Genomic DNA, 17,014 nt, shown 5'->3' with positions numbered 1-17,014 from the left:
GTCGTTGTCGTAATCGAGGTTATCGTAGCTGCGCGGATTCTCCCGCACCACTGATTGCATCGGTTCTCCGATCACGACAACGATCACGACAACGACAACGACAACGACAACGATTGCGTTGGTGTTTAGCTTGTGCTTGACTCGTTACAAACCATTATCCACCAGTATCAGGGCGCCCCGAACAGCGTCGGTTCCAGGATACCGGTCAGGTCCCGGTAGGGGATCAATACCTCCTGGGTGCCCTCGACATAGGCGGCGACGGCGTAGGGCGGGAAGATGACCCGCAGTCCCTCGCGCCCGGGCAGGAGCAGGCGATAGTTCTCCGCCTTGGGCTCGGTGCCGACGCGCAGCCAGCCCTCGTCCGTGCCGGCCAGATCGCGCAGCTTCAGCTCCGCGTAACAGCGTCCGGCGAGGGTGCCCCAGCCAATCGGCGTCCGGGCGGAACAGGCCGGCGGGCGGGATGCGCCGCCCGTCCGTCAGGGCGAAGACCCGCGGCTCGATGATCGGCAGGCCGTGGGCGCCGCCCCGGAAGTCGTAGCCGGTGATCAGCACGGCGAGATAGTGGGCGCTGCGCTCGGGCGGCTCGGACTCGATCAGCAGCGACCAGTCGGCGTCCGGGCGCCCCCCCTGGGCGGCTGCTTCCCGCTGCTCGGTGCGGAACGCGGCGACCAAGGCCTCGATCTCGGTGCGCAGTGCGCGATTGGCCGCCGCCACGGCCGCGTCCTGGTCAGCGCCCGCGGCCGTGAAGACCGGCACGGTCGCCTTGAGGTCGAAACCCTGGCCGGATTCCTCGATCGGTGCCGGTCGGTCCTGGCCCTGCGCGCCCCCGATCGGGAGACCGCCGAGGGCGGCGAGGAGCATGGCCAGGGCGGCCAGGGAAGGGGTGCGGGGGTGTGGGTTCATCGCGGGTCTCTCGTCGTCGGTTTGCTTGCAGGGAGCGAAAGCGTCTATCGTGTCACCCTTCACTGTCACGGACCTCCTGATACCTTGCCGGTCGGCACTCGCGACCGGATGCGCCCTGAAGGGGGCGGCGAGGTTTGAAGGGTACGCCGGTTTGCCCCGGGCAGACCCGGTACCGTTGGTCCCCAACCCAAAATACCGCCGCGAGGAGACGGCCCTATGATCGCCAAGATCGACGTTGACATCCCCACCTGCATCGGCTGCGGGACCTGCTGGGTGGTCTGCCCGGATGCCTTCCGCGAGGTGGAGGTGGGCGAAGAATACAAGGCCGCCACCACCGGCCGTCTCGCCCCCGAGAAGGTGTTGCGGGAGGTCGCCGAGGGCTGCCCGAGCCTGTCCATCTCACTCATCGACGACGCCGGGGCCGTACTTTGCCCCACCGAGGCCCAACGCGAGGAACTGCGCAAGCGTCTCCAGTGGTAGGTCGTACGCCGGTCCGCGGACCGGCGCCCCTGGGCTCGACTAAAGGAACGAACAGCAGTAATCGGTCACCGCACGCACCCGCAGGCCGAAGCGCGCGTGCGCGTCGACCTCGAACGACTCCCCGGCCGCGAAGGTCTGCCAATCGTCGGCGCCGGGGAGTTGCACGTCCAGGTCGCCCGCCAGGATCTCCATCAACTCGGCGCTGTGGGTCGTAAACTCGTATTCTCCGGGCTGCATGATGCCCAGCGTCTTTCTGCGGCCGTCCGGAAAGAGGACGGTGCGGCTGGTGACCCCGCCGTCGAAAAAGATATTCGCCTCGCGCACGACGGTGACCTGACTGAACTCGGACATGGCTGATAGCCCTCTGCTGACTGGCGGCGCCCGCGGGCGCGTGGTTGGAACAAGCGAAACACAAAGACAGTCGTTCTGGTTCGTTGTCGTTGTCGTTGTCGTAATCGGAGAAGCGATGCTATTCGGGGTGCGAGAGCATCCAGGGCGCTATGATAACCTCGATTACGACAACGACAACGACAACGACGCTCAGAGTATTCCCTAATGGACGCGTCTAGCTCTTTTGTGAAACGTTCCTGTTCCTAACGGTTTTGAGCTTTCGGTTTTTCATTTTTCGTTGGGGCTTATCAAACAGCGTGTTACGAAAGACGAGAAACGAAAAGCCAAGTACGATGGGCATCCTAGGCGGCCGCCGGCAAACTGCCCGGCGTCGCGGTCTTATAGACCTGATCCTGCACGGCGCGCGGCAAGGGCTCGCTCTCCAGCCGCGGAATCATCACCTCGATATAGGACGCGCCCGCGTTCGCCTGGGCCGCGGCGATGGCGCGCTCGAGCTCGGCAACGGTGCTGACCTTGGCCGTAAACCAGTGGTCGCAGCCCATGGCCGCGGGGATCTCATGGTAATTCCAGGCCGCCAGCTCGTCATAGCTGTGACCACGCGCATTGAGTATGTCCTCCGCCCCGTAGATACCATTATTCAGCACAAAAATAATCGGCGTGACGCCGTAACGGCCCATCACGCCGAGCTCGTTCGCCGTCAATTGATGGGCGCCGTCGCCGGTGACGAGGATGGTCCGGCCGCGGGGATTCGCCATGCATATCCCCATGGCGGCGGGGGTGGCCCAGCCGATGGAGCCCCACAGGGTTTGTGTTTCATAGCCGACCCCGTCCGGCAACAGGATTCCGGCGGCGTGCACCAGGCAGGTCCCGGTTTCGACGACCAGGATATCCCCCGCTTTGAGCATCCGCTGCAGGCGCGGATAGAAGGATGCGGACCCGATCGCCGCGTCGCCGCTCCCCGTCAGCGGCAGGAGACCGGGCGCCGGCGGCCGCGCCGCCGGGCTGACCTGGGGGGTCGCCCGCGTCAGGCCTTCCAGGACCTCCCCCAACATGACATCGGCAAAGACGGTTTCCCCCATCCTGACGAAACGATCGCCCAGCGTCAGCAGCCGCCGTGGATCGATGTGCTGGGACCAGAGGCTGGTGTTGAAGTCGGCGAAGCAGACGCCGCCGATATCCAGAATCAGGTCGGCCTCCTCGACGCGCTGTTGCACCGCGGCGGGACTCGAGTCCAGGCCGCTGTAGCAACCGAGATAATTGGGGTGGGACTCCGGGATCACCGCCTTGTCCATCGGTGTTGCGGCATACGCAATCCCGGTCTTGTCCAGGAACGCGCGCAACTGCCCGACCAGGCCGTAGCGCGCGATCAGGTGGGTGGGCAAGGCCACGGGATTGGTCGCCGAGCGCAGTTTCTCAAGCACAAAGGCGATGGCCGCGGTGAGTTCGCGTGCGGTGCTCGAACCCCTCCTGATCTGCGGCAAGGCAAGGCCCTGGACCGGCGTGCCGATGAGCGGCATCGTGGCCAGGTCCATGGGCACCGTGATATAGGCGGGGGCGCACAGACGCAGCGCCTCGCGAATGACCCGCTCCATCTCCTCGACCACATTGTCCGGCGTCAGATCGGCGCTCACCACGGCCGCGGCGGCCGACAAGGCCTGAAAATTGCCGAAGACGCCGTCGCCCAGGCTGTGGTGGGTGCTCAGGCGCTGATGTTGAATGCGGGTGCTGGGTCCCCCGACGATGTGAAAGACCGGCAGCCGCTGCGCCTTCGCCCCCATCACGCCATTGAGGGCGCTGAGCTCGCCCACGCCATAGGTGGTCGACAGGATGGCCGCGCCATTGATCCGGGCATAGCCGTCGGCGGCATAGGCCGCGTTCAACTCATTGGCACAGACGATCCACGTGAGGCGCTCGCTGGCGTCGATGGCATCATCGAACGGGAAGGCATAATCCCCGGGGACCCCGAATACGCGGTCGATACCCAGGTCGGCGAGGCGCGCCAGGCAATACTCGGCAACGGACGGCGTCATGTTATCGGCCCTCCGGCGGCGTCATTGCAGTAGGGCAGACAGTAGCGGGCCCCTGGTCGCAGTCGGAGCGCGGCCGGTCGTTTATCAGGCCAGGTTGGCGGGCGATACACATGGGGCGATCCTCTCAGCGGCAGTCAATGGTCTCCAGACCGGGGCGGGGGCCGGCGCACGGGTCCACCGCGACCGGGGGGCGGCGCGTGGGCGCCGATTATGTCAGTAAACCCCGCGGGCGTCGCGACGTGCGCTGCGCCAGGACCCCAGGCCGGCAGGCGCCGCGCCGGACTCCCATCCCGCGGTCCCCGCTGACGGGGCCGGGGCGGTTGAGTTGCGCCGGGGATGCGCCGACAATCGCCGGCCAGCTAACGGCCATGGCGCCCGCGCCACCCCGAAAGATGAAAGTTGCGGGCGCCATGGCCGTTCCCTCTCCCCGACCCTCCCCCAGTGGGGGAGGGAGACGAGGAGCGCGCTCCCGGCGCGACTTTCACGGTAAAGCCTCGACCTCCGGTTTCCTGGCGCCCGTAACGACGATCAAGGTTGCCGCGAGCGATTGCCCAGTCGGCGGTACGCTGGGGCCTCAGATGCCATAACCGAACGAACGGATGATGACCCGCGCCTGCTCGCCCTTGAGAAAGGCCATCAGGGCGATGACGGCCGGCTTGCCCTTGCCCTTGTCGAGGATCACCGCCGCCTGGTTGATCGGCTGGTACAGCTTCTCCGGCACGATCCAGGCCGAGCCCGCGGCCATCTTGCCGTCCTTGCTGACCTGGGAGAGTGCGACGAACCCGAGTTCCGCGTTGCCCGTGCTGATGAACTGGAAGGCCTGGGCGATGTTGTCCGCCTGGACCAGCTTGGGCTCGACGGCGCCGAAGACCCCCATTGCCTTCATCACCTCGACGCCGGCCGCGCCATAGGGGGCGAGCTTCGGATTGGCGATCGACAGGTGCTCGAACTTGCCCTCCTTCAGGACCTTGCCCTGCTTGTCCACGACGTCGGGTTTGGCGCTCCAGAGCACCAGCTTGCCGACGGCATAGACGAAGGAGGACCCGCGCACCGCCGCCCCGTCCTCTTCCAACTTGGCCGGGGTCTGCGTATCCGCGGCCAGCAGGGCCTCGAAGGGGGCGCCGTTCGTGATCTGGGAGTAGAACTTGCCGGTGGACCCGAAGGAGGCGAGAACCTGGTGTCCGGTGGCCGCCGCGAAGGCCTTGGCGATCTCCTGCATGGGCGCGGTGAAATTGGCGGCGACGGCCACCTGGACCTCATCGGCGCGGGCGGCGAGGGCCGCCCCGAGCAGGGCGAGGGCGAGCGAGAGTGTGCCGATCGGCTTCATGGTTGAGGCTCCGTTGGGTGTCTGGTTCGTGGTGAAAACTAAGGGTGTCGCCCAACCAGGCGCCCAACCCGGCCGTGACCGCGAGGGTGCCGATCAGATGGGGCGCCGGTGGGGATCGGCCGCCATCACTCCTTTCCCCTATATAGCGCGGCATATAGCGCCGGGCGCCATTAAAAAGTCAAAGCACAGGCCGCGTCAAGGGGCGCTATGCTTGAGTCTGGCGTTCGCTATGGCCTAAACTGAGGGGGGTCGCCGCGGTCCGCAGCGGACCCATGGCGCGGCATTCCATTTCCCGTCTATCGAGATTTATCATGAAAATCAGTGCGCGCAATCAGTTCAGCGGGACCGTCGGCGCGGTCAAGGCCGGTGCCGTCAACAGCGAGGTGGAACTGGTGCTCCCGGGGGGCGAGAGGATCGTCGCCATGGTGACCAATGAAAGCGCCAAGGCGCTGAATCTCAAGACGGGTGCGTCGGCCGTGGCCCTGGTCAAGGCGTCCTCGGTGCTGGTGATGACCGACAGTTCCGGGCTGCGTCTGAGCGCCCGCAACTGTCTGCCGGGAACCGTGAAGTCGCTGAACCTGGGGCCGGTGAATGCCGAGGTGACCATTGCCCTGGCCGGCGGCACCGAGGTCTATGCCACCATCACGCACGGCGCGGTGGCGGATCTGGGGTTGCAGCAGGGCGGGGCGGCCACGGCGGTATTCAAGGCGCCGTCCGTGATCCTCGGCGTCCCGGCCTGAGCGCGTCGTTTACACCCCGATATCGCGGCGGGGCAGCAGTTGCCTCGCCGCGCGACTTTCACGGTAAACTTGGGGCATCGCCCCCGTTCCCCACCGAGTCCGCGTCGTGCCGAGCCCCCTGCGCGCCCTGCTGGCCATCCTCGTCTTAGGCGCCTTTTCCCAGGTTGCCCAGGCGGTGTTGATCCGTGAGGGGCTGGTGGTCTTCTACGGCAACGAGGTGGGTCTGGCGGCCTTCTACGGGAGCTGGCTGCTGTGGCTCGCGGCGGGGGCGGCGGCGGCCCTGGGCTGGGAGGCGCGCCGGGGGGCGCGCCCGGGAGTGGACGCCGGGGTGGCGGCGCTCGATGCCCTGCGCCTGATCCTGTGCGCCCTGCCGCTGGTCCTGGTGGGGCAGGTCCTGGCCCTGCGCTCCGTGCGCTGGTTCCTGGACGTGTCGGCGAGCGAGTTCGTCCCCCTGGGCGACCTGTTTCTGGCCCTGACGCTGGTCAACCTGCCGGGCGGGGTGCTGCTCGGGTTTGCCTTTGCCCTGACCTGCGCGGCCTTGGGCGAGCGCGGCGCCGTCGTGGGGCCGGTCGCCCGGACCTATGTGGCGGATGCACTGGGGGCGCTCCTGGGCGGGCTGTTGTTCACCTTCGTCCTGATCCGCTGGCTGGGCCCGGTTGCGACCCTGGGCCTCACGACCGCCACCATGGCGCTGACGGCCTTGTTCCTGGCGGTGCCGCGCCCTGGCCCGGGGCCTGTCATGGTCCTCCCGGCGCGCGCCTGGCTCCCCCTGACCCTGGCCCTCACCGGCCTGCTGCTGGCGCTGCCCCCCATCGCCCGCCCCCTGGACCAGGCCCTGGAGCGCTGGCGCTTCGCGAGCCTCCAGCCCGGGATGGAACTCCTGGACGCACTCGACACCCCTTACGGCCATCTGGCCGTCGCCCGCCTGGGGCCCCAGACCTCGGTGGTGGCGGACGGTCAGGTCCAGCAGAGTTTCCCCCTGCCCCTGGAGGTGGAACGCCAGGCCGCCTATTTCCTCGCCCAGGCCCAGGGCGAAGACCAGGCGGCGCGCCGCGTCCTGCTCCTGGGCGGCTACCCGGGCGGGCTGGCGGCGGGGCTCCTGCGCTACCCGGTGACGCGGATCGATCAGGTGGAACAGGACCGCGCGGCCTTCGAGCGGGTGCGGCCCTACCTGGACGAGGCCGGGCGGGCCGCCCTGGATGACCCGCGCCTGACCCTGCACTTCGCCGACGCCCGCCGCTTCCTGCGCCTGCTCGAACCCGGGGCCGCCTATGACCTGATCCTGTCCCTGGACGCTACCCCCGCGAGCGCCGCCGGCAACCGTTTCTTCACCCGCGAGGCCTTTGACCTGGCGCGTGCCCGGCTGGCCCCGGGCGGGGTTTTCTGCACCCAGGTGAGTGCCGCCTCCAACTATGTGGGGCGGGCGGTGGGCGGCTACGCGGGCTCGGTCTACCGGACCCTGAAGGCGGTCTTCCCGACCGTCGTCCTGGTCCCCGGCAACCCGCAGGTCTTCTGTGCCGGCGCCGCCCCCGTGCGCCTGACGGAGGACGCGGCCGAACTCCAGCGCCGCTATCTGGCCGCCGCGCCGGCGCGGCACACCCTGCCGTCCGGGACCTTCGCGACCCTGCTGCCAACGGAGGAGGTCGCCTATCTGCACGCCCGGTTCGATGGCGCCGGGGCGGCGGGGGCGGTCAATACCGACGCCCGGCCGGTGACCTACTATCTGAATATGGTCCTGTGGGGTCAGTTCAGCGGGTCCGGATTCGTGGACTGGCTGGAGGGGCTGCAGCGGCTCGGACCCTGGCCCTATCTGATCCCACCCCTGCTGTTCATCGCCCTGTGGCTGGTGCGGGCACTGCTGGAAGGCGGGGCAGGGCCGGCGCGGGGGCGCTCGGGCGGGGTCGTCGCCCTGGTCGTGATCGGGTTCATCGCCATGGCGGGCCAGTTGGCGCTGCTTTTCAGTTATCAGGCCCAGGTGGGGCTGGTCTTCGAGCGGGTGGCGCTGCTCAACGGGCTCTTCATGACCGGGCTCGCGCTCGGCGGCGGCGCGGCGCGGCCGCTCGCGGCCGGGCGGCGGGCGGACCTGCACCTGATGGGCCTGCTGGCGGGCGCGGCCCTTGGTCTCACACTGCTGCCGACGGCCCTGGAGGGCCTGGCGACCCTGGGTGAGGGCGCCCGGGAGGCGGGCTATCTCGCCCTGACGCTGGCCTTGGGGCTGGTGGCCGGGGCCGGTTTCACCCTCTGTGTCGGTCTCGGTCAAGGCGCGGCCGGTGCCTCGGCGCTGCGCGGGGGGGGCCTGGCGATGGCGGCGGACAGCCTGGGTGGGGCCCTGGGCGGGCTGGTCACCGGGGCCCTGATGGTCCCGATCCTGGGGGTGGCGGTGACCTGCCGCGTCCTGGCCGTGCCGGCGCTGCTGGCCCTGGTGCCGCTGGCCTACCGCCGCCTGGTGCCGGCCGCGCCGCCGGGTCCCCGCGCGCGGGCGTCCTTTCCCTGGCCGGGGGTCGGGTGGGGGCTGCTCTATGGCGTGCTGCTGGTCTATGCCTGGCACCTGGCGGCGCTCCAGGCGCGCCCGGGGCCGCAGGTCCGGTTCGATCAGGAGGCCCTGGCGCAGCTCAGCGGTTCGGCGCGGTTCACGCCGGTCGAGTCGCCCTTCGTCCACTATCTCGGTGGCGCGGCGGGGGACGGTGAGCCGCAGACGGTGACGCTCGCGAGTGCCGCCGCGGGCCCCGGCGTCAGCGGCTTCGCCGGGCCGATCCAACTGCTGCTCGCGCTCGGGCGCGACGGGACCCTGCGCGGGGTGCGCCTGCTCGACTCCCGGGAGACGCCGTCCTATATCGTTGGGATCGAGACCTGGCTCGCCGGGCTGGCCGGTGCCGACCTGTCCCAGGCGCCCCTGTCGCTGGCGCGGGTGGACGGGCTGAGCGGGGCCACGGTGACCAGTCGGGCGGTCCTGGCGACGCTCAACGACGCCGCCCGGCGGGCGACCCAGGTCGCCTTCGGGCGGCCCCTGCCGCCCCCGGCCGCGGCACCCGGGGGCGGGGCCGATTGGGGGCTGGGCGCCACGGCCGCCTTGGTCCTCCTGTTCTTCCCGGTCTATTTTTCCGGCAGTGCGCGGGCGCGCCTGCTCTTGCTGGCCGCGGCCCTGGTCGTGCTGGGCCTGTGGCTCAATACCCTGGTCACGGAGTTGGACCTCGTGAACCTCAGCCAGGGCCATGCGGCGGCCCCGGCCGAGAACCCCCAGCGCTGGCTGCTGCTCGGCTTCGTGGCGGTCAGCTCGGTCCTGTTCGGCCAGGTCTGGTGCGGCTTTCTGTGCCCCTTCGGCGCGCTGCAGGAATTCGTCTCCCGCCTGGGGCGCCGGCTGGGTCTGCGGACCTGTCCGGACCGGTCCCTGGACCAAGCCGCCCGCTATCTCAAGTTTGTGTTGTTGGCCGCGCTCCTGGTCCTGGTCTGGACCACGGGGGAGGGCGCCTGGGCGACCTTCAACCCCATGCAGCAGGTCTTCGGCGGGCAATTGCGCGGGTGGATCCTCGTCCTGACCGGGGCGGTCATCGCCGGGTCCCTGGTCTATTATCGCTTCTGGTGTCGCTATCTGTGCCCTCTGGGGGCCTTCCTCGCCTTGGGCAACAAGCTGGCGCTGTTGCAGCGGCTGGGTCCGCGGCGGCGCTTCGAGCACTGCGACCTGGGGGTCAAGGGTGACCACGATCTGGACTGCATCCGCTGTCACCGCTGTCTGGCGACGCGCGGCACTTGATCCCAAGTCCGGCAGCGCAGGGACCCAATGGCAGCGCGTGGCACGGGTGCGCGCGGCGCACCCTACGGGCCTTGAGGCCGCAACGACGATCGCGACCGGTGCGCGGAGCCTCGCGGGCGACTATAGTTGGTCATGGTTCCGGCCTCGGGCCGGAGTCCAAGGCTGCAGCCTTGGATGGACAGGACCAAGGCTGAAGCCTTGGACTCCAGAACGTGGCCGCTGGCCGAAACGATGATCAAGGCCGCCTTGGCGACCCGCCTGAAGAGAAAGCGATGACTAATCACCCGTATCCGCTCGCCCATTTCCTCCTGCTTGCGCTGCTGCCCGGACTGTTCAGCATGCCCGTCCAGGCGCAGGACGAAACCGCCGCGCCGGTCGCAACCGCCCCGGCAGTGGACGGCGGTGCCGCGGCCGGCACCTGGGCCCGCTTGTCCGAACAGGACCGCTGGTTCGGCATGATCTCGGATCTCCATTTCGATCCGTTCTACGACCCGTCCCTGGTCGCCCGTCTGGCCGGCGCCGAGCCATCACGCTGGGAGGAGATTTTCGCCGCGTCATCCATCACCACACCGAGCGCCTCAGGCAGCGATACCAACTTTCCGCTGTTCAAGTCGGCCCTGGAGTCGCTTGCCAAGGATGCCGCCCGGCTCGACTATGTGATCTTCGGCGGTGATTTTTTCAGCCACGGGTTCCGTCAGGGCTATGACGCCTACGCCGCGGATAAGTCGCCGGCCGCTTACGAGCGATTCATGACCAAGACCCTGGAATACGTTGCAGGTGCCTTGAAAAAACACCTGCCACACACGCCGATCATCGCCGCCCTGGGCAATAGCGATGCGTTCTGCGGGGATTATATGATCGCGCCGGCGGGGGCCTTTCTCTATAATACTAACGCCGTGCTGGCGGCACTGTCCGGGGACGCTCGGGGGTTTGGCTCCTACCCCGAACTCGGCGCCTATGTGCTGCCCCATCCCAAGACCCCCGACCACTATTTCGTCGTACTGGATAATCTCTTTCTCTCAGTCAATTATGACAACAAATGCGGTTTGCGTGACACCGACCCGGCGGCGGCCCTCGGCCTGTGGCTGGAGGCGACCTTGTATCGCATGAAGCGGCTGAATGCACAGGTCACCGTGATTATGCATGTGCCATTGGGAATCAATGCGTTTGCCTCGATCCAGGCGTGCCGGACCAGGGGTTCCCCGCAAAGCAATCTCACGGCCGCCGGTGAGCGTTCGATCCTCAGCATCCTGCGGCGCTATCCCGAGCGGATCACGGCGATCTTTTCCGGCCACACGCACATGGACGAGTTTCGTGTCCTGGCGGACGAGCAGGGTAAACCGTTCGCGTTCGAGCGCGTGGTCCCGTCCATCAGTCCGATCTACGGAAACAATCCCGGATACCAGGTCTACCGCTATGATCGGTCCACCGGCGCACCGGTCGACTACGTGACAATGACCTACAAAGAAGCAACCGGCACGGGCGGCAAATCGCAGTGGACTAAGGAATATGGCTTCGAGGAGGCCTACGGCGTGGGGCCGCTGACGCCGTCAAGCCTGAACCTGCTGTCGGCTGGAATTATTTCCGATCCGACCCTGCGCGCCAAATTCATCGCCTATTACGGCGGTGAAGCGAGCCCCGGACCCATCCCGGCCGGCAGTTGGCAGTCACCCGCCTGTGCCTTGACCAATCTCGACGCGCAATCGTTCTCCACCTGTTGTCTCGGGGTTTCCCGACGACTACCAGGTGCAGTGAGCGGGCCGCCCGCGGCACCGCTGACCGACGTGTCACCAGGCGGGTGACCTTGGGCCAGTGCGCGCGTGCCCGCTACCGCCGCCGTCCCGCACTACTGCGCCGCGATCCGGTTCAACCGCTCCCGCTGTTGCTCAAAGCCGGGCAGCAACCGCGCCAGCAAGGCCCAGAAACGCGGCCCATGGTGCGCCTCGCGCAGGTGGCAGAGCTCGTGCATGATGACGTAGTCGATGCCCTCCTTGGGCGCCTTCATCAGCTCCAGATTCAGCGTGATGGTGCCCTGCGGGCTGCAACTGCCCCAGCGCTTGTGCATGCGCTTGATGTGCAGCGTCGGCAGCGCGATCCCCTCGCGCGCGGCGCGGGCGTGGCAGGCTGCCAGGCGTTCGCGCAAGACCTCTTCTGCACGATTGCGATACCAGGCCTCCAACCGCCGCTGTACCAAGGCCGGCGTGGGCTCCAGGCGGGTGGTGACACGCAAGTATCCGCGCAGGCACTTCACGCTGTCCTCAACACCCTGTTCTGCGCGCAAGCGGTACTGCCGCCCGAGGTAACGGTGTGTCTCGCCGTTGACATAGGCGCGCGGCGGTTGCTTGGGCAGGTACAGTTCCAGTTCGCGCCACTGGTCGCGGATCCAGGGCGCGCGTTTGTGCACCTTGGCGCGGATGGCCGCCGCGTCGGCCCCCAGCGGCGCGACCACGCACACCCGCAAGTCCGGATGCACCGTAATCGCGAGCGTCTTGCGCCGGGTGTAGCGGACCTCGAAGGCAATCTCGGTGCGACCCCAGCGCACCCGGTCGTGCGCCGGCACCGCCGCGGCGCTGTCCGTGCTCACCGCGCGGCCCGTTTGCGGGCAATGTCCAGACAGCGCTCGATGATCATATCCATGTCGGCCGCCGCCAGGTCCAGGCCGGCGCGGTCGCGCACCTCGAACAGGTAATCGTCGATCGCGTTGGTCATCTGCTGCTGCACATCGGCGTTGTGCATCCAATCGCGGATGCTGCGCGCGGTGACGAGATCCTCGATCGCCACCGCCATGGTCACCGCCAGGGCCGCACGGGTGGCGGCGTCGTGCTGCGGGTAGCGCTCCAGGACCTCAGCCACGATGCCGAAGAACGCCTGCGCCGTGCCCCGCCCGCGCAGCGGTTCCGGGATACCCTCCTCGAAGCCGCGCACGATGGCGTCCTGGTAACCCTGGATACGCTTCAAGTACTCCACCGCATCGATGCGCCCGGTGCGGTAGTCGTCGATCGCGTCCTGCACCAGGGTCGCGAAGCGCTTGAACATCACCGGGTCTTCGTCCATGCGCTCGGTGATGGTGCGCTGCACGCGGCTGGCGATGGTGTCGGCCTTGGCCGCCGCGCCCTTGACCCGCGCGACCTCGCTCTTGAAGGCCTCGACCTCGAAGATGTTGACCGCCGGGGTCAGCACGGTCACGTCCGGCGCCGCCTGGATGTGCGCGTCCATGAGCTTGCGCACCTGCTGCTCGTAGGCGCTGTAGTCAACGGTTTCCGCGTAGCGCTGCTGCACCGACTGGCGCAGCCCCACGAACAACGCCAAATCCGCCTTGTAACGGGCGATGCGCTGCGCCGTCACCAGTTCAAAGAAGCGCTCACTGCCCAGGGCGACCGCCAGCGTGCGCACATAGGCGCGCAGCGCCGCGTAGAAGTCCGCGCGCAGGTCCGCGTCCGCCAGGTGACGTTCCATCGCCTCGCGGTCGCGCTGGTTCGCCACGTCCTTGAACACCGCCCACAGGTCCGTGTGGCGCTGCGGCAGTTGGGCGATTTCCGCCTCGATCTCGATCAGCGCGCCGGTCATGTCCACATCCTTGGGGTCGAACGCCGCCAGCGTGTCGTAGGTACGCAGCGCCTCGTTGAGCTTGCCGAGCACCCCGCGGTAGTCGATCAAGATGCCGAAATCCTTGCCCTCGAACAGCCGGTTGACGCGCGCGATCGCCTGCAACAGGGCATGTTCCTGCAGCGCCTTATCGATGTAGAGCACGGTGTTGCGCGGCTCGTCGAACCCGGTCAACAACCGGTCGACCACGATCAGGATTTCCACCCCGTCGGCGCGCGAGAACGCCGCCAGCGTGTCCTCGTTGTAGCGCTTCTCGGTGCCGTGGCGGTCCATCATGGCCTGCCAGAAGGTCTTGACCAGTGCGTTCTCCACACGCAGGTCCGGCTTCGACATGATGACCGCGACCTCCACCGCCCCGAATTCCTCGAAAAACTGCCGGTAGCGGATGGCACTCTCGCGCGAGTCCACCGCCAATTGCGCCTTCAACCCCCGCCCCTGGAAGTTCTGCACGAAGTGTTCGCCGATATCGAAGGCGATCATCTTCAGCCGCTGCTCGGCCCGCGAGATTTCACCCGCGCTCGCCATCCGCCGCTTGAGATCCGCCGTCTGCGCCGCGCTCAGGTGCCGGGTGACGCGCTCGAACCAGCGGTCCAGCGCGTCCTTCTGCACCTCCAGTTCGACCAGGCGCCCCTCGTAGACCAACGGTACCACCGCCCCGTCGGCCACCGCCTCGCGCATGGTGTAGCGGTGGATGAAGCCGCCGAAGCGCGTCGCCGTGTTCTTCTCCTTTTTCGTCAGCGGCGTCCCGGTGAAGGCGATATAGCAGCCATTGGGGAAGACCCCGCGCATCAGCGCCGCGGTCTCGTTGTAGTTGCTGCGGTGGCCCTCGTCGACCAGCAGGAAGGTGTTCGGGTCCGGATCGCAAAGCTTGTAACGCTTGGCGGCCGTCTCGAACTTGTCGATCACCGTGGTAATCACCGGCGCCGACCCCTGGGTGATCAACTCCGCCAGGTGTTGCCCGCTCTTGGCCCGCACCGCGGTCTTGCCGCACGCCTGGAAGGTCCCCCACAACTGGCGGTCCAGGTCGATACGATCGGTCACCAGCACGATGCGCGCGTTGACCAGGCCCGGGTGCACCGCCAGGGCCTTGGCGAGCATCACCATGGTCAGCGACTTGCCGCTGCCGGTGGTGTGCCAGATCACGCCGCCCTGGCGCACCCCCGCGTGCAATGCCTCGATCCGCCGCAGGGTGTCCTGCACCGCAAAATACTGCTGGTAACGCGCCACCTTGCGCGTGCCGGCATCGAACACGACATAGCAGTAGACGAACTCCAGCAAGCGCGCCGGCCGCAGCATGGCCCACAGCACCCGATCCTGTTCGGTCGGCAAGCGCTCAGTGCCCGCCGCGGCGAAATAGGGGCAGGCAACGTCGGCATCGGCCACAGCGTTCAGGCCCGACGCGAACAGCTTTTGCTGTGTGTCAGGCGCAAGACGATGGTTGGCCGCCGCCTGGACGGCCGCCACATCCTCGTGCTGCTCGCGCCAGCGCGCCCAGAACTTCTTCTGGGTGCCGACGGTCCCGAACAACACATCGTTGACCGAGGTCGCCAGCAGGACCTGCGCGTACTGGAACAGGTGCGGGATCTCGTTGGCCTGCTGGCAGACATCGAGGTAATCGATGGCCACCTGCACCTGCGGCTTGCCGCCGGGGTGGTCCAAGTCGCGGCGCTTGCACTCGATCACCGCGAACGGGATGCCGTTGACGAACAACACCAGGTCGAGCCGCCGCGTGGTCTTGGAGGCGCGGCACTCGACCGCGAATTCGGCCGTGACATGGAAGACATTGCGTTCCCAATGTTCCCAGTCGATATAGTGCAGCGAGCGGCCCTTGCGTTCGCCCAGCACACTCTCGTCCAGGCTGGTGCCCAGGGTCAGCAGGTTGTAGACGATCTCATTGGTGTGGATCAGCCCGTCGAAGGTCACATCGAGCAGCCGCCGCAGCGCCTCATCGAGGCTGTAGGGCGAGAAGGGGTAGACCGCCCCCCGGGTCTCGAAGCGGTTGTGTGCTTCGAGCCAGGGCCGCAGGACCCCGGTCAGCACCGTCCGGTCCAGCCGGCCGCCGCGCAACGCCAGCGCCTCCGCCGGGCTCAGGTAGGTCCAGCCGAGGGACTCCAGCACCTGGATGGCGGGGAGTTTGGAGTCCAGGTCCTCAAGGTAGGAAGATGCAAGCATTGAATCGATTCCTGGTGATCGTCCGGGTCAGGAAAACAGGTCCTTCTGGTTCGGCGCGCGGGTGCCTGAGGCAGCAGCGGCCTTGTTGGCTTTGCGCCGGGCGGTTTCCTCGGCCTTCTTTCGCGCTTCCTCGGCTTTCTTCTGCGCAACGTATTCGTCCAACGCGGTGGTGCGATACGGCCAAAACAGCGTCGTATAGGCTTCGTTCGGGGCCGGCACCAACGCGGAAAGCCGTTTTAATTGCTCGTCGGTGCCGACGAGATAGGTCGGAATGTCCGGCTTCTGCACCAGTGCAGTAAAGCCGTTCGGCATAAGATGCTTGGCCAGACAGCTCAGCGGGGCATGATCGACCGCCGCCGGCTCGCCGAGCATCTGCGCGATCAGGGCGGCGCCCCCCGCCACATAGCCGCCGCCGATGAAGCAACCGGCGTCACAATACCCAGCCGGTTCAAGCGCCCAGTGGCGCTCCAGCGCCACTTGGTAGGCGCCGATCACGGCGGTCTTATAGCCGGCCTTCACCCGCGCCAGAAAACCGAGCGCATTGTGTGCGTAAGCGTTCGCGAGGGCCTCTTCCAACGGCGCGTGCGGATCACCGAAGCCGGCCGCTCGTGTGCGCTCTCGATAAGTGAGATACACGGGCCAGTTGACATTCAATCCAGCGCCGATAATCTCCAAATAGGTAGCGGTGGACTCCGCCATGTGATGGAAAAACTCGTGATGGAAGACCTCGAACAACACCAGATGCGCGAGCGTTTCCGGGGAATACAGCTTGAGCGCCTGCGCCAACACTTGCAGGCGCTCGATGTACTCCAGAAGTGGTTCCACCAGAAGATAGATGCCCCACTGATTGAAGGGCGGAAAGTGGAACGGCCGGTAGAAGGCCATCGCATCGGCGGGCAGCTTCTTCCAGTCCAAGGCCCGCACCGCAAGCGCTGGCTGCTTGACCGCTTGCCAGACGGCCTCCGGCTCGACACCAACGGGTACAACGTTGCCGAATTTTTCCTTCAATTCTTTGCGATCCTTGGATGTCAGCGGCTTCGCCCGATGCCCCCGGGCCGTCGGCTCCGCCAGGGTCAGGCTGGCGCCGTCCAGCAGCGTGGGGTGTGCCAGGTCGACCGCTGGGATATCCATCGTCCCGCCGTGGCCCACCAGACCTTCCCGACTCAGCCAGTCGAACAGGGTCTCCGGTTTCTCGTCGAGCATCGGCGGTCGGTAGCTACGCGACGACTTTGCAGCGCTCATCACGCGGTCCATCCTGCGCGCGGATGAGATCCTCATCTTGCATACTGAACCTCGGCCATGCGTACCACCTCGTCACGGAAATAGTGAGACAGGTCCGCCGCTGTGCGTAGATCGACACGCTTGCCTCCGAGCAAGTCCGACAACTCGATCTCCATGCCGGAAATACCCAGCAGGCCGGGCATATGCTCCGGTTCAAACTCAACCAATAGATCAAGGTCGCTATCGCTGCGCGCCGTCCCCTTCAACTGCGACCCAAACAGGGACAGACGCCGAATGTGGTGTCGTTTACAGAATTGAGCCAGGGCGTCTACGTTGAGATTCATGGCGCGGTGCATAGCAAACCCCAGGCAAAAAAATACCCGCCATGGTTGCGCATCACTTGTCTGGAATTACTTCCAGGCTCGGAGAGGCG

The 17,014-nt window shown here is 67.1% G+C and carries 12 protein-coding genes and 1 pseudogene; 4 read left to right on the top strand and 9 right to left on the bottom strand.

The genetic code is table 11. The features are described from left to right. Positions 1 to 167 precede the first annotated feature (167 nt). Both QZY48_RS35000 and QZY48_RS34995 read right to left on the bottom strand, forming a co-directional pair. Positions 168 to 287 (bottom strand): DUF3298 domain-containing protein, encoded by a 120-nt coding sequence (locus tag QZY48_RS35000; RefSeq protein WP_366929767.1) that lies wholly within the window; start codon positions 285 to 287, stop codon positions 168 to 170. Positions 288 to 519: 232 nt separating this feature from the next. Next, a pseudogene (locus QZY48_RS34995) lies at positions 520 to 861 on the bottom strand (hypothetical protein); the annotation flags it as partial. 258 nt (positions 862 to 1,119) lie between these two features. On the opposite strand from QZY48_RS34995, the gene QZY48_RS24540 reads away from it, so the two are divergent. After that, complete coding sequence (locus tag QZY48_RS24540; protein ID WP_295436011.1) at positions 1,120 to 1,383, top strand: ferredoxin; 264 nt, start codon at positions 1,120 to 1,122, stop codon at positions 1,381 to 1,383. A gap of 39 nt (positions 1,384 to 1,422) precedes the next feature. Here QZY48_RS24540 and QZY48_RS24535 read toward each other — a convergent pair whose 3' ends face one another. The 3 genes from QZY48_RS24535 to modA all read right to left on the bottom strand — a co-directional run bounded on the left by QZY48_RS24535 (position 1,423) and on the right by modA (position 5,091). Continuing rightward, the gene (locus QZY48_RS24535; RefSeq protein WP_295436010.1) at positions 1,423 to 1,734 is read right to left on the bottom strand and encodes a pyrimidine/purine nucleoside phosphorylase; all 312 of its coding nucleotides are present in this window, start codon (positions 1,732 to 1,734) and stop codon (positions 1,423 to 1,425) included. 341 nt (positions 1,735 to 2,075) lie between these two features. Continuing rightward, a complete protein-coding gene (locus QZY48_RS24530) occupies positions 2,076 to 3,764 on the bottom strand; it encodes a thiamine pyrophosphate-binding protein (RefSeq protein WP_295436008.1) in 1,689 nt (562 codons plus the stop codon). Positions 3,765 to 4,338: 574 nt separating this feature from the next. After that, complete coding sequence (gene modA, locus QZY48_RS24525) at positions 4,339 to 5,091, bottom strand: molybdate ABC transporter substrate-binding protein (RefSeq protein ID WP_295436006.1); 753 nt, start codon at positions 5,089 to 5,091, stop codon at positions 4,339 to 4,341. A gap of 311 nt (positions 5,092 to 5,402) precedes the next feature. Between modA and QZY48_RS24520 the strand changes: the two genes are divergently transcribed. The 3 genes from QZY48_RS24520 (at position 5,403) to QZY48_RS24510 (ending at position 11,384) form a co-directional block, all read left to right on the top strand. Next, positions 5,403 to 5,831 carry a TOBE domain-containing protein gene (locus tag QZY48_RS24520; RefSeq protein WP_295436004.1) on the top strand — a complete coding sequence of 143 codons (429 nt, stop codon included), beginning with the start codon at positions 5,403 to 5,405 and terminating at the stop codon, positions 5,829 to 5,831. 106 nt (positions 5,832 to 5,937) lie between these two features. Continuing rightward, on the top strand, positions 5,938 to 9,582 hold the full coding sequence (locus QZY48_RS24515; protein WP_295436003.1) for a 4Fe-4S binding protein: 3,645 nt from the start codon (positions 5,938 to 5,940) through the stop codon (positions 9,580 to 9,582). A gap of 272 nt (positions 9,583 to 9,854) precedes the next feature. Further along, entirely contained in the window at positions 9,855 to 11,384 is a 1,530-nt protein-coding gene (locus tag QZY48_RS24510; RefSeq protein WP_295436001.1) for a metallophosphoesterase, read from the top strand. 44 nt (positions 11,385 to 11,428) lie between these two features. Here QZY48_RS24510 and QZY48_RS24505 read toward each other — a convergent pair whose 3' ends face one another. The 4 genes from QZY48_RS24505 to QZY48_RS24490 form a co-directional block, all read right to left on the bottom strand. After that, positions 11,429 to 12,166, bottom strand: coding sequence for a SprT family zinc-dependent metalloprotease (locus QZY48_RS24505; RefSeq protein WP_295435999.1), 738 nt, complete (start codon positions 12,164 to 12,166; stop codon positions 11,429 to 11,431). Beyond that, positions 12,163 to 15,360, bottom strand: coding sequence for an HsdR family type I site-specific deoxyribonuclease (locus tag QZY48_RS24500; protein ID WP_295435997.1), 3,198 nt, complete (start codon positions 15,358 to 15,360; stop codon positions 12,163 to 12,165). Before QZY48_RS24500 ends, QZY48_RS24505 begins: the two co-directional genes overlap by 4 nt. A 27-nt stretch (positions 15,361 to 15,387) precedes the next feature. Continuing rightward, positions 15,388 to 16,563 carry a hypothetical protein gene (locus tag QZY48_RS24495; RefSeq protein WP_295435995.1) on the bottom strand — a complete coding sequence of 392 codons (1,176 nt, stop codon included), beginning with the start codon at positions 16,561 to 16,563 and terminating at the stop codon, positions 15,388 to 15,390. A gap of 71 nt (positions 16,564 to 16,634) precedes the next feature. After that, a complete protein-coding gene (locus QZY48_RS24490; RefSeq protein WP_295435993.1) occupies positions 16,635 to 16,937 on the bottom strand; it encodes a nucleotidyltransferase domain-containing protein in 303 nt (100 codons plus the stop codon). Positions 16,938 to 17,014 lie beyond the last annotated feature (77 nt).

This window comes from uncultured Thiodictyon sp. (assembly GCF_903828115.1).
GTDB lineage: Bacteria > Pseudomonadota > Gammaproteobacteria > Chromatiales > Chromatiaceae > Thiodictyon.
The sequence above is the reverse complement of the archived record's forward strand: the minus strand, read 5'-3'. Positions and strand labels throughout refer to the sequence as shown.

Excerpts from the sequence above, each read along its gene's own strand:
- QZY48_RS24540 (WP_295436011.1), top strand. The coding sequence starts at position 1,120 with ATGATCGCCAAGATCGACGTTGACATCCCCACCTGCATCGGCTGCGGG.
- QZY48_RS24535 (WP_295436010.1), bottom strand. The coding sequence starts at position 1,734 with ATGTCCGAGTTCAGTCAGGTCACCGTCGTGCGCGAGGCGAATATCTTT.
- QZY48_RS24495 (WP_295435995.1), bottom strand. The coding sequence starts at position 16,563 with ATGCTCGACGAGAAACCGGAGACCCTGTTCGACTGGCTGAGTCGGGAA.
- QZY48_RS24500 (WP_295435997.1), bottom strand. The coding sequence starts at position 15,360 with ATGCTTGCATCTTCCTACCTTGAGGACCTGGACTCCAAACTCCCCGCC.
- QZY48_RS24510 (WP_295436001.1), top strand. The coding sequence starts at position 9,855 with ATGACTAATCACCCGTATCCGCTCGCCCATTTCCTCCTGCTTGCGCTG.
- QZY48_RS24520 (WP_295436004.1), top strand. The coding sequence starts at position 5,403 with ATGAAAATCAGTGCGCGCAATCAGTTCAGCGGGACCGTCGGCGCGGTC.
- QZY48_RS24530 (WP_295436008.1), bottom strand. The coding sequence starts at position 3,764 with ATGACGCCGTCCGTTGCCGAGTATTGCCTGGCGCGCCTCGCCGACCTG.
- QZY48_RS24490 (WP_295435993.1), bottom strand. The coding sequence starts at position 16,937 with ATGCACCGCGCCATGAATCTCAACGTAGACGCCCTGGCTCAATTCTGT.
- modA (WP_295436006.1), bottom strand. The coding sequence starts at position 5,091 with ATGAAGCCGATCGGCACACTCTCGCTCGCCCTCGCCCTGCTCGGGGCG.